The following is a 12,117-nucleotide window of genomic DNA, read 5'->3' as shown; positions in this document are numbered from 1 at the left end:
AGTTGGTAAAGGAGGTAATCGCATCGGGCCGCGATGGGGTGATGGATCAACCCCGAGAGGAGAATGGAATTATGACCTCAATTTCTGTGAGTACCTCACAAGGCCAAATCCCTTTGGCTATTAATTCCCCCGACATATTACTTGTTGACGATGAAGCGATGGTGCGTGAAAACCTTTCCGCTTATCTGGATGATGAAGGTTTCACCGTCACAGCTGTGGATTCAGCTGAAGAGGGCATCCGTTGGTTGCAGGATCGGCAGGGGAACAGTTCGCCTTTATCGGCTATCGTCGATATGCGCTTGCCTGGCATGAGTGGTGAAGAGTTTATTCGCAGTGCCCTGCAGATTTGCCCTGAACTGCGTTGCGTTATTCACACCGGCTCACTTGAATATGTCTTGCCCGAGGATCTTCTGGCCCAAGGAATGACAGCTGATGATATTTTGCACAAGCCCATTGCTGATTTATCGGTTCTGGCGGCCAGACTTCGAGAGGGTTAATACATTCTTGTAGTTTTTTGACAGGGATTTGTAGTTTGAAGGTTTTTCTTCCCCTGCCGACTACAAAAGTGAGCTATTTCAGTCAACTAACACCTCTGATCAGTGATTATTCATCACTTCATTTAGCGGCTTTGTTTACTAAGTAGGCAAAGTCGGGCGCCAATCCCTACTAAAAGCATGGAAAATGTATTCATGTAGTGCTACAACATGCATGTTGTAGTTCAAGTTTTACATTGTTGTTGATCTAACTTGTTGATTTATAAGTGTTTTGTGTTTGTAGTAAATACGGTTTTTGTAGTAATACGAAAAGTTTGCCTACAAAAAGCGATCAAGCTACATTTCTGCGCCCCCTACAAAGGGGAAGCTGCGTTTACAGCATTTTGACGAACACCATTGTCCAAGATGTAGGGCCTAACACCCTGGCAAACACAGCACTAACGAGTAAGGAGCTGGCGAGACTCTCCATGATATGGAGGCATATCGGCGTTCCAGGGGCCTGATTTCCACAAAAATTCAGGCCTGATCCCGTAATTAAGAGGCTGGTTACACCATGCAAGAAACCATCATGCAACAGGGCGTCGATCTGATGCTCTTCGGAATGGGCACAGTGTTTGTGTTCCTGACCGTTCTGGTCATCGCGACCACCATCATGTCTTCCGTCATAAGCCGGTTTTTCCCAGAGCCTGAAGCCCCTGCGGTACCTCAGCCTGCGGCAGCACCTGCGGCTGGCGTTAACGATCCCAAACTGCTGGCGATCATTAAAGCGGCTGTTGATCAGCATCGCGCTAAAAACAAGTAGCGGTTAGCTGAGCTGTATTGCTTCTTCTATATAGAAGCAGTTTAAAAACCGAACCGAATTTTCTTTTTTTAAGACTTTTGAAGCTTTTTATAAATTAAGAGTGGGCTCCTATTATGAGTGAGACTAATAAAGCACCATTAGGTATTACCGACGTGGTTCTGCGCGATGCGCACCAATCCCTGTTTGCAACCCGCATGCGTCTGGACGACATGCTGCCAATCGCTGCCAAGCTGGATGATATAGGCTTCTGGTCCCTGGAAACCTGGGGCGGCGCTACTTTCGATGCTTGTATCCGTTACCTGGGCGAAGATCCTTGGGTTCGTATCCGCGAACTGAAAAAGGCTATGCCAAAAACCCCGATGCAGATGCTGTTCCGCGGCCAGAACATCCTGGGTTACCGTCACTACGCTGATGACGTAGTAGAAAAATTTGTTGAGCGTTGCGCGGTAAACGGCGTTGACGTTTTCCGCGTATTCGATGCCATGAACGACATGCGCAACATCGAAACCGCGCTGAAAGCTGTTAAGAAACAAGGCAAGCACGCCCAGGGTACCATTGCTTACACCCTGAGCCCTGTACACACCATCGACATGTGGGTAGAGCAGGGTAAGAAAATTGAAGACATGGGGGCAGACTCCATTGCCATTAAAGATATGGCGGGCCTGCTGACTCCATACGCTGGCTTCGAGCTGGTAACCAAGCTGAAAGCTGCTTGTGATATTCCTATTCACATGCAGTGTCACGCCACCACTGGTCTGTCTACCGCCACTGCACTGAAGTGTGTTGAAGCCGGTATCGACAATATCGACACTGCGATCTCTTCCATGTCCATGACGTACGGCCACAGCCCCACTGAGTCTGTTGTTGCTATCCTGCAAGGTCAGGAGCGTGACACCGGTCTGGATCTGGGCAAGCTGGAAGAAGTGGCTAACTACTTCCGTGAAGTACGTAAGAAGTACGCCAAGTTCGAAGGTTCTCTGCGCGGCATCGACGGTCGTATCCTGACCGCTCAGGTTCCTGGCGGCATGCTGACCAACATGGAAAGCCAGCTGAAAGATCAGGGCGCTGAAGACAAGTTTGGTGAAGTATTGGCTGAGATCCCACGTGTTCGTGAAGATCTGGGTTTCATTCCTCTGGTAACCCCAACTTCTCAGATTGTTGGTACCCAGGCGGTTCTGAACGTGCTGACTGGCGAGCGTTACAAGTCTATCTCCAAAGAGACTCAAGGAATTCTGAAAGGTGAGTACGGTGCAGCACCTGAAGCCTACAACAAAGAACTGCAAGACCGTGTTCTGGACGGTGCTGAAGCCATTACTTGTCGCCCAGCTGACCTGATTGAGCCAGAGATGGACAAGCTGGTTGCTGAAGTACAAGGTCTGGCGAAAGAGAAAGGCATCGACCTGGCCACAGGCGATCAGGAAATTGATGACGTTCTGACTTACGCACTGTTCCCGCAAATCGGCCTGAAGTTCCTGGAAAACCGTGGTAACCCGGATGCGTTCGAGCCTGCACCTACCGGTAAAGAAAGCTCCGTTGTTACTAACGACGCCGGCGAAGAAGTTTACACCGTTGAAGTGGAAGGCGCTTCTTACACCGTAACCGTTTCCAATGGTGGTGATCTGACTGGTATTGCTCCTGTTGGTGGTGCCGCTGCTGCAACCCCTGCTGCGGGTGGCGCTCCGGTAACCGGTGGTGAGCCTCTGGCTGCACCGTTGGCCGGTAACATCTTTAAGGTATACGCGACTCCAGGTCAGGCAGTGCAGGAAGGTGATCTGATCATCGTTCTGGAAGCCATGAAGATGGAAACCGAAGTGCGTGCACCTAAGACCGGCACCATTGGTAGCGTCAGTGTTAAAGAGGGTGACTCTGTTGCCGTCGGCGACACCCTGCTGACCATCGCTTAATCCGGGGGATTCTATCAATGGAAGCTTTACTCGGACTTTGGAACGATTCAGGTCTGGCCCAATTTCAGGGTCCAGGTCAGGTCGCTATGATCTTGATTGGCCTGCTGCTGTTGTGGCTGGCCATTAACAAAAACTTTGAGCCGCTGTTGCTGGTACCCATCGGTTTTGGTGGCATCCTGGCAAACATTCCGGGCGCTGGTCTGGCGTATTCGTCAGTTCAGAATGCCATCATGTTGGGCGGCCCTGAGTTGATGCAATCTATTGCTGATGCTTTGCAGATGACCAGCTATGAAAGCTACAAGGACATTAAAGCAGCAATGCTGAATGCGCCTGCTGAGCAAGTATTGCTGGCCAACCAAATCGCAGCCAATGCTGGCTACGAAAGTGGCATGCTCTACAAGTTCTACTCTGTAGCCATTGGCTCCACTATTGCTCCGCTGCTGATCTTCATGGGCGTTGGTGCCATGACCGACTTCGGTCCTCTGCTGGCTAACCCACGTACTATGTTCCTGGGTGCTGCAGCGCAGTTCGGTATCTTCGCGACCGTAATGGGCGCGGTAGGTATGAGCTATATGGGCTGGATGGACTTCACCATCGCTGATGCGGCTGCTATCGGTATTATCGGTGGTGCTGATGGCCCAACAGCTATTTACGTAGCTTCTCTGCTGTCGCCTGAGCTGCTGGGTGCGATTGCGGTTGCTGCCTACTCTTACATGGCGCTGGTACCTATGATTCAGCCGCCTATCATGAAGGCGCTGACCACTGAGGAAGAGCGTAAGATCGCGATGACTCAGCTGCGTACTGTATCCAAGCGTGAGAAGATTGTTTTCCCAATCATCGTTCTGATTGCGGTGGCTATCTTCCTGCCTTCTGCAGCTCCGCTGCTGGGTATGTTCTGTTTCGGTAACCTAATGAAAGAGTGTGGCGTGGTAGATCGTCTGTCTGATACTGCGCAGAATGCTCTGATCAACATCACCACTATCTTCCTGGGCCTGTCTGTAGGTTCCAAGTTGGCGGCAGATGTATTCCTGGATACCAAAACCCTGGGCATCATGGCGCTGGGTATTGTTGCTTTCGGTATCGGTACTGGCATGGGCGTGATCATGGCCAAGCTGATGAACAAGTTCAGCACCCAGAAGATCAACCCGCTGATTGGTTCTGCCGGTGTATCCGCTGTACCTATGGCGGCGCGTGTATCTAACAAGGTTGGCCTTGAGTACAACCCGCAGAACTTCCTGCTGATGCACGCTATGGGCCCGAACGTTGCCGGTGTAATCGGCTCCGCAGTTGCTGCTGGTGTGATGATCTCTATGGTTCAGAGTATGGGTGGTTAATTTCTCCCTCTAAGCTTTGAGCTTTTAAAAAGCCCGCATCTGGTTTTCAGGTGCGGGCTTTTTTTGTGTCTGTAGTTTCGTTGTGGGAGGTTCTCCAAATTTGTAGTCCTATAGGCGGAGGCAGTCGGGGGAAGCTGCTCTTCGCGCCCATAAGCGGCCGGAAAAAGTCAGCGCCTCGGAAACTCGCGATGCTCAGACAACCTCGGCGACTACTCTGACTTTTTCCGGCCGCTTAAGCGATGGGCTGATTGCTACGATCAGCTTCCCCCGACTGCCTCCTTGTTCTGTGCAAATTTTAAATTTGGATTTTTATCTCTTGGTTGCATATTATTGATACTGGTTAGCTTTTCTGGTTTTGACGCTGATGAAGTACGGTTATATCCATGTAAGTTTTTTGCAGTTGGTCAAAGAGGTGATTGTTGCTGAGGGGAAGGATCCGGCACCGTGGATGGAGAGGTTTGAGCTCTCAGAATCACTGCTGGAAAACCCTCATGCGCGTATTAGTTTGTCGCGTTTGATGCATATTAGCCGCGATGCTATTGAGCTGATTGGTAAGCCCTGGTTGGGATTGTTAATGGGCAAGCACTTTCAAGCGGGTAGTATGGGGTTGGCGAGTTGGGTTGCTTATACGGCGCCGACAGTATCCGATGCGTTGGCGAGTTACATTGAGTTTGAGGAATTACTGACTCGCAATGTACGGGGGCGTTCTTCATTTTATCTTGATGAAGCAACGGGGAATCCTGTTTGTCAGTTTTACTCCATGCCTCCTTACAATCAGTACAATTACTTCAGTGTCGATTATGCGATTGCGGTTTGGTATCAGATTGTGTGCCAAGCAACTGGACGTACTGATGTGGCCAAGCGGGTTGAGCTGGAATACAAAGATATTGGTTGTCTCGATGTGTTTGAGTCGTACTTCCAGTGTCCTGTGGTGTTTGGTGCAGAAAGAAATGCCGTTGTTTTTAAAACCGAGGTAGCTAACCTGCCGGCGTTGCATAGCAATGCCAATAGCCATAATTTAGCGCGTGATTTGGCGGAGAAGGAGTTGGCGTTACTGGCCAGTGATAACCTGTTTACCGAACGGGTTACCAATGTGATTATGCCTTTGCTAACGGCTCAACCACCTGATATTGACGAGGTGGCGGAAAAGTTGGGTATGACAACCTGGACGTTACGGCGTCGATTAAAGAAAGAAAATACCACCTACCAGGAATTGCTGGATAAAACCCGTCGGGATCTCGCGACAAGTTACGCCGGTGATACCATTCATAACTTTTCTGAAATTGCTTATATGTTGGGCTTTTCTTCTCCGGCGGCTTTTCATCGAGCGTTTAGGCGCTGGACGGGACAATCTCCGGGTGATTATAGAAAGTCCAAAGAGAATACTCTCAGGCATTAACTAGATTGGTTACAGTTTCTTTTGAAAGAATAACCAATAGTGATATTAAGCTTGTGACCCATCATTACCTTCCTGGACCTTCGGAGGCAGGACGCCGACGCAGAGCGGGCATGGATGCCGACAAGCGTGTCCAGGAAGGTAATGATGGGTCGCAAGCGCCATTTTCTCGCTTAGTGATTACCCCAATACCAAGGGTTATACATCAAGTTGAATAGTAATATCACTGGTGGGGTAAGCTGCACAAAGGTGTACATATCTATATTGATGATCTGACTTCCGTAAACGCATGCTTGCAGGAAGATATACATCTCCAGCAATTACCTTCCCCCGGCAAATACTGCATTCCCCAGCCCGGCATTCAGAAGGTACATAGACTCCGTAACGTTCAAGTGTATTCAAAACAGGCTCCGAAGCACTTCCTTGCAGTTCACGCCCATCCGTTAATTTTATGGTAAACGTTTGATCTTTACTGATACCTTCAGGCCAGCCTTCCAATTGTGTTGGATCAGACGGCGGGGTTTGAACTTCACGCTTAAGGCTGTTGCGATCAACGCCCAGGGATTCCAGTTCCTTTGTGACAAACTGGTACATCACTTCCGGGCCACAAAGGTAGAAGCGTTTTTTGTTCACATCCCCCAACACTTGCTGTAACAAATCAGCGGTAATAAAGCCCGTTAAACCCTCGTAGCTTTCAGAAGGGTTCGATATCACCAGATGAAAGTTGAAGTTGGGAAATTGTTCGGCAATGGCTTGCAGCTTTTTACCGTAAATAACATCGTTTTCGTCGGCACAACCATAGATCAAATCGATTTTCAGATCAGGGTCATTTTTCTCGTAGTAGTGTTCGACGATGCTCATAAACGGTGTGATGCCGCTACCACCACCTACGAGAGCAATTTCTTTGCCGTGGATCAACGGGTTGTAATAGAACTGGCCAGCAGGTGCTGAGATTTCCAGCTCTTCATTAACGGTCAGTTTTTCCAGCAGGTAGTGCGTTACATAACCGTCGGGTTTGTGGCGTACTGCGATTTCATAGTAACCACGCTGGCTAGGGGCAGAAGCGATGGAGTAGGCGCGACTGGTGTGTTTGCCATCGATTTTCAACGCCAAGTTTATATATTGGCCTGGGATAAATGGCGGTAGCAAACCTTCCACGGGACGTAAACGCAGTATTTTACAGGAAGGTGTTTCTTCAATAATCTCGCTGACGCGTACTTTTATACCGTGGGGATGGTATTGAGCAACGGCTCTATCGACTAATCCTTTGTCGGCGCGGGGATCCGGGTTGAATTTTTGCAGGGCGCGAATCTCTTCGCGGATTTCATCTATACCGTTGAGTTTGTCGAAGCTCTGTTTGTCGAAGCGATAGTTCATTACGCTGCCTCCTCGGTCATTTCTTTCAGCATCAGTGAACCCACTGAGTGTCCGGTCATATAGGTACCATTAAACCCACCAACAATAATCGAGGCGCCGCAGAAATAAAGGCCTTCAATCGGTGAACGAGGATCCAGTTTGTTGGTGATCAGGTCTTTAAAATTGGCGGAGTGAGAATAAATAGCTCCACCGGGTGAACCCAGGTAACGCATATGAGTTAAGGGTGTGGATAACTCGAGCTCTTCGATATGATCCCGGATGCCGGGGTGAAACTTCTCCAGCAGATCTAATACGTTGTCGGCGAGTTTAAATTTACGGTCATGGTATTCCTGCTGGGACAGGTTCATCCAGGGCTCGACGTTGTTACCTACCAATACGGTAATAGCGCTGGTGTTGGGTTCGCTGTAATCGGGATCATCGATGTTGTAGCAGGACATATACACCGAGTTAGCCCAGTCGATATTATTGTTGCGGGCGTCAGCGGTAATGGATTTGATAGAAGGATCCATCAAATAGTTGATACCGTTTTCCAGGCCAATTTTGTCGGGGGAGCAGTTAAGTCCGATATACAGAGCAAAAATGGAAGAGCCAGGTTTGGATGGCTTGAGGTTCATAAACAGGCTTTCAGGCACTTGTTTTTCGTCAATAAAGTCGACGTAGGTGCGTACCTTATTGGCGTTGGAAAGAATTCTATTGGCTTGGAATTCACGCCCGTCTTTTAAATGCACACCAGTGACCTGGTTGTTGTCTATGTTGATCTTATCCACTTCGGCGTGATAGATCACTCGACCGCCACAGGCTTCAAACTCTTCAATGATGGCATTCGACATAGCCTGGGCGCCGCCTTTGACGTGATGGCCGCCGCCCAATTCGTACAGGCAGCCAAGTAGCAAAAACGGAATCTTCGAAACATGTATGCCGGTGTAACCGTCAAGAATGGAATAGGCTGCTCGGATAACCGGGTGTTTGATATAGCTGTGTAGAACTTCTTCACCGGATCGGGCGCCCATTTCAAACATTAGAGGGAAGTTTTCTTCGTTAATATCTTCACCGAGGTGGTCATAGAGGCGATAAAACTCTTCTGCCATTCGATCGAGAAGATCCTGATAGGCGCGAATGTTATCTGCTTCATCGGGGCTAATAGCACACAGGGTGTCGAGGTAGGCAGACTTTTCGTAGGGGAAGTCCGCTTTAAAACGGTCTTTTACATTGAGGGTAAAAATCTCTTTCTGCTCGACAAATTCCAGCTTGTCGTAGACATCCAGTTTTTCAAAAATCTCGCGCAGGGCACCTTTGTTGTCGTCGGTGCCGATTCCCCACAGGGTATGCAGGGCTACATCAAATTCGAAGCGGCCACGGACAAAGGTGGTGGCAGCGCCACCGGGAATATTGTGTTTTTCCAGTAACAGGACTTTTTTGCCGGCTTTGGCGAGAGTCAGAGCACCGACCAACCCTCCGTTACCTGCGCCTATGACGATGGCATCGTATGTATTCATAAACAGTTCTCCTGTTGAGGGGATTATTTGCCAGTAAACACGGGTTTGCGTTTTTGCATAAACGCCGTCATGGCTTCCATGGCATCAGCAGTTTGGAAGAGCTTTTGCTGGGTTTCTGCTTCAAGGCTGATGCTTTCAGGCAGTTCAATATGCTGGCTCAGGCGAATAATGCGCTTGGCTTCTTTTAGGGCTAAAGGCGCCTGAGCTGCCAGTTTTTGTGTCAGCTTGGCTACGGTTGAGTCAAAGTCTTCTGCGGCGACGGCTTTGTTCGCCAGTCCAAACTCGACACAGCGTTCGGCGCTGTATTTCTCTGCGCCAGTGACAAACTCGATTGCGCGTTTAACACCCAGCTGGCGTGTCAGTTCCCAGTTAACACCGCAATCAGGAACCCAGCCGAAGTTGACGAAAGGTAACTGCATAAACGCCTTGTCTGACATGATGACCATATCGCAGGCCAGCATGATCGCTGTACCAAAGCCGATGGCGGGTCCTTGAACCGCGGCTATGTAGAGTTTTGGGGCTTGGCTAATACTTAAAATGATCGGCTTCCAGATGTTCTCCGGCGTTGTTTGAGCGGAGGTGACATCAATGGAACCATTGATATCAATACCGGAGCAGAAAATATCGCCGGCTGCTGCGATGGTAACGACACGCACATCATCGTTGCTGTTGACGGCATCAATGGCAGCACCAAACTCTTCCATGGTCTGGTTATTAAATGCATTTTTCTTATCGGCACGGTTAATGGTGATCGTGGCAATATGGTTATTTACACTGACATCAATAAATTCAAATGTGTTCATTGTCAGAATCTCCTACAGATTTTGGAGGCAAGGTGCTCCCGTGCCGGTGAGCATAAGTTCACCGGACTTAGTTTTATAAATTGTCGAACGCTGGGCGTGATTAAATCAGTTGTTGCCATCGGCACCGATTAAGTGTTCTGCCAACTTCTCACGTTGATACTTACCGTCGCCGTACAGCACCTGGTTATGCATTTGGCGTTTAAAGTACAAGTGCACGAAGCATTCCCAGGTAAAACCAATACCACCATGGAACTGCACCGCACGGTTGGCAGAGAATACGGCCATATCACTGGCACGGGATTTAGCCATACGAGACAGCTCTTCAGCTTGTTCGGGAGCTTCTTCATAAGCACAAGCGGCGGCATAGGTGAGTGATTTGGCTTGATCAATCTCAAGCATCACATTAACCAGCGGATGTTTTACTGCCTGGAAGAAACCTATAGGGCGTTCAAACTGCACTCGAGTGGTGGCATATTCGGTGGTGGTTTGCAGTAGCCATTCGCCGGCACCGACCATATCTGCAGAAGTTATACACAGGATCGCGGGCATGGCTTTGGTCAATGCTTTATCACCTTGGCCTGGGCCTGCAATTTCGGTGGCGGTTACTTGATCAAATACGATATGCGCCTGATCACGTGTTAGGTCGATAATGCCATCAGCGATTATGTTGATGCCTTCAGCATTGCTATCCACAGCATACAAACTGATACCATCACTGGATGCTGCCGAAACGATCAGCAAGTCAGCTTTTTGAGCGTCCTGAACAAAGTAGGCGGTACCGCTGAGTTTGCCATTGATAACGGAAACGTCGGTATCCGTTGTTTCCCAGGAACCTTTCTGGTTAGTCATAGCCAGTGTTGCGGCGCTGCCGCAGGTGATTTTTTCCAGCGTCAGCTTAGCCGCTTCAGTGTTGCAGGCTTTTAGTACTGCAACGCTGTTATAGGTTGTCAGTAGGGGAGAGGGGAAGGCCGCTTTACCGGCCTCTTCAGCGATTGCCACGGCGGCTACCAGGGGCATACCAGCACCGCCACATTCTTCCGGAATGCACACCGAGTGCCAGCCCAGCTCGCAGATTTCCTGCCACTGCTCGGGTACCCATTTGTTTTCGATGGGGCGATGCAAGTCGGGGTTATCGGCCACCAGACGATGAATCTGATCCGGTTGGCTGTTGTCGGTAAAGAATTTCCTCGCCGCATCACGCAGCATCACTTCATATTCGCCGAAACCAAAGTCTTTTGATAGTGTCATTGATGTCTTCTCCTACTTGGTTTTCGGCAAGCCCAGAACTCGCTCACCCAGAATGTTGCGCTGAATTTCATTCGTGCCGGCGGCGATGGTCATGCCAAAGCTGTTCATATAGGCCAGTGGCCATTGGCCAGCATCGGGTGCATTGGGATCGTTGGCATAGAGCGTGCTGCCGGCGCCTTCAATCTCATAACCCAGTTGCGCCAGGTCTTGATGGAATTCCGTCAGCAGCAGCTTGTGTTGCAGGGATAGGCGTACTGGGTTGTCGTTGAGTTCTTTTACACGCTGGCGGCGATCATTTTCTTGCATGGCACGCTCGCGAATAAGGAGTTGCATTAACTCATCGCGCACGCCTGCATCGTTTGCAGCAGGTTTGCCGTTGCGGTAACTTTTTTTGGCCAGTTCGATCAGTGGTCCGGTGCTGAATACATCCAGTTTATCTTCGGTATCCATACCGCCTGCCTGTGGAATGGTGATCGGGCCTGCACCACGTTCATGGGTCAGGGTGGTCATAGCCACTTGCCAACCTTCGCCCACTTCCCCCAAACGGTAACGATCATCCAATACGACGTTTTCAAACAAGACTTCGTTAAAGCCGGTTTCACCGGTCAATTTAATTAACGGGCGTACGGTTACGCCTTCGGATTTCATGGGAATAACAAAGAAACTCAACCCTTTGTATTTATCATCCTTACTGGTACGGCACAGTAAAATCATCCAGCTGGCAAAGTGGGCCAGGGTGGTCCACACCTTGTGACCGTTTACGATCCATTTATCACCTTGTTTTTCCGCAAAGGTACTTTGGTTGGCCAGATCTGAGCCGGCGCCAGGTTCACTAAAACCCTGACACCAGATTTCTTCACCGGATAACAGTTTAGGTAACAGCTCGCGTTTAACATCTTCCTGGCCGTGAATGGCAATGGGTGGCGCTGACATGCGCAAACCAATCAGGTTAGGGAGGAAAGGTGTTTTGGCGGCCTGCATTTCCTGGTTGGCAATGCGCTGGCAATCGGTTTTGCCACCACCGCCATGCTCTTTGTCAAAATCGGCACCGACCAAGCCTGCGTCATAAGCAGATTTTTGCCAGGCCTGTAACCATTCCAGTGCTGCTGGATCACTGAGTTCCAATTCACTTTGTGGCAGGGCAACCGGTGGTTCTCCGGGATGATTATCTTGCAGCCATTGGCGGCAATAGGCTCTGAATTCTGCCTGTTCCGGCGTGTCTTTTTTGGCGGTAGTTGACATGAATAACTCCAACTAAAATGC

Annotated in this window: 10 protein-coding genes; 5 read left to right on the top strand and 5 right to left on the bottom strand. The window is 49.6% G+C overall.

What is annotated here, in order from left to right; genetic code table 11:
* Nucleotides 1-71: 71 nt before the first annotated feature.
* From ACGHZ6_RS15550 to ACGHZ6_RS15530, 5 genes are all read left to right on the top strand, one after another.
* Nucleotides 72-497: a response regulator gene (locus ACGHZ6_RS15550; protein ID WP_390614905.1), complete on the top strand. Its 426-nt coding sequence runs from the start codon at nt 72-74 to the stop codon at nt 495-497.
* Nucleotides 498-1,047: 550 nt separating this feature from the next.
* Nucleotides 1,048-1,296 (top strand): OadG family protein, encoded by a 249-nt coding sequence (locus ACGHZ6_RS15545; RefSeq protein WP_390614904.1) that lies wholly within the window; start codon nt 1,048-1,050, stop codon nt 1,294-1,296.
* 113 nt (nt 1,297-1,409) lie between these two features.
* On the top strand, nt 1,410-3,200 hold the full coding sequence (gene oadA, locus ACGHZ6_RS15540) for a sodium-extruding oxaloacetate decarboxylase subunit alpha (protein WP_390614903.1): 1,791 nt from the start codon (nt 1,410-1,412) through the stop codon (nt 3,198-3,200).
* Nucleotides 3,201-3,217: 17 nt separating this feature from the next.
* Complete coding sequence (locus ACGHZ6_RS15535) at nt 3,218-4,534, top strand: sodium ion-translocating decarboxylase subunit beta (protein ID WP_390614902.1); 1,317 nt, start codon at nt 3,218-3,220, stop codon at nt 4,532-4,534.
* Nucleotides 4,535-4,898: 364 nt separating this feature from the next.
* Nucleotides 4,899-5,933 (top strand): AraC family transcriptional regulator, encoded by a 1,035-nt coding sequence (locus ACGHZ6_RS15530; RefSeq protein ID WP_390614901.1) that lies wholly within the window; start codon nt 4,899-4,901, stop codon nt 5,931-5,933.
* 195 nt (nt 5,934-6,128) lie between these two features.
* Here ACGHZ6_RS15530 and ACGHZ6_RS15525 read toward each other — a convergent pair whose 3' ends face one another.
* The 5 genes from ACGHZ6_RS15525 to ACGHZ6_RS15505 form a co-directional block, all read right to left on the bottom strand.
* Nucleotides 6,129-7,307 carry an FAD-binding oxidoreductase gene (locus ACGHZ6_RS15525; RefSeq protein WP_390614900.1) on the bottom strand — a complete coding sequence of 393 codons (1,179 nt, stop codon included), beginning with the start codon at nt 7,305-7,307 and terminating at the stop codon, nt 6,129-6,131.
* A complete protein-coding gene (locus ACGHZ6_RS15520; protein ID WP_390614899.1) occupies nt 7,307-8,803 on the bottom strand; it encodes a phytoene desaturase family protein in 1,497 nt (498 codons plus the stop codon). The genes ACGHZ6_RS15525 and ACGHZ6_RS15520 overlap by 1 nt, the downstream gene beginning before the upstream one ends.
* A 23-nt stretch (nt 8,804-8,826) precedes the next feature.
* A complete protein-coding gene (locus ACGHZ6_RS15515; RefSeq protein ID WP_390614898.1) occupies nt 8,827-9,606 on the bottom strand; it encodes an enoyl-CoA hydratase/isomerase family protein in 780 nt (259 codons plus the stop codon).
* A gap of 105 nt (nt 9,607-9,711) precedes the next feature.
* On the bottom strand, nt 9,712-10,854 hold the full coding sequence (locus ACGHZ6_RS15510) for an acyl-CoA dehydrogenase family protein (protein WP_390614897.1): 1,143 nt from the start codon (nt 10,852-10,854) through the stop codon (nt 9,712-9,714).
* Nucleotides 10,855-10,866: 12 nt separating this feature from the next.
* Nucleotides 10,867-12,096 carry an acyl-CoA dehydrogenase family protein gene (locus tag ACGHZ6_RS15505; RefSeq protein WP_390614896.1) on the bottom strand — a complete coding sequence of 410 codons (1,230 nt, stop codon included), beginning with the start codon at nt 12,094-12,096 and terminating at the stop codon, nt 10,867-10,869.
* Nucleotides 12,097-12,117 lie beyond the last annotated feature (21 nt).

Source organism: Maricurvus nonylphenolicus, assembly GCF_042854845.1.
Taxonomy (GTDB): domain Bacteria; phylum Pseudomonadota; class Gammaproteobacteria; order Pseudomonadales; family Cellvibrionaceae; genus Maricurvus; species Maricurvus nonylphenolicus.
Note: the sequence above shows the minus strand (reverse complement) of the source record. Positions and strands in the feature narration are given on the sequence as shown.

Excerpts from the sequence above, each read along its gene's own strand:
- ACGHZ6_RS15550 (WP_390614905.1), top strand. The coding sequence starts at position 72 with ATGACCTCAATTTCTGTGAGTACCTCACAAGGCCAAATCCCTTTGGCT.
- ACGHZ6_RS15545 (WP_390614904.1), top strand. The coding sequence starts at position 1,048 with ATGCAAGAAACCATCATGCAACAGGGCGTCGATCTGATGCTCTTCGGA.
- oadA (WP_390614903.1), top strand. The coding sequence starts at position 1,410 with ATGAGTGAGACTAATAAAGCACCATTAGGTATTACCGACGTGGTTCTG.
- ACGHZ6_RS15535 (WP_390614902.1), top strand. The coding sequence starts at position 3,218 with ATGGAAGCTTTACTCGGACTTTGGAACGATTCAGGTCTGGCCCAATTT.
- ACGHZ6_RS15530 (WP_390614901.1), top strand. The coding sequence starts at position 4,899 with ATGAAGTACGGTTATATCCATGTAAGTTTTTTGCAGTTGGTCAAAGAG.
- ACGHZ6_RS15525 (WP_390614900.1), bottom strand. The coding sequence starts at position 7,307 with ATGAACTATCGCTTCGACAAACAGAGCTTCGACAAACTCAACGGTATA.
- ACGHZ6_RS15520 (WP_390614899.1), bottom strand. The coding sequence starts at position 8,803 with ATGAATACATACGATGCCATCGTCATAGGCGCAGGTAACGGAGGGTTG.
- ACGHZ6_RS15515 (WP_390614898.1), bottom strand. The coding sequence starts at position 9,606 with ATGAACACATTTGAATTTATTGATGTCAGTGTAAATAACCATATTGCC.
- ACGHZ6_RS15510 (WP_390614897.1), bottom strand. The coding sequence starts at position 10,854 with ATGACACTATCAAAAGACTTTGGTTTCGGCGAATATGAAGTGATGCTG.
- ACGHZ6_RS15505 (WP_390614896.1), bottom strand. The coding sequence starts at position 12,096 with ATGTCAACTACCGCCAAAAAAGACACGCCGGAACAGGCAGAATTCAGA.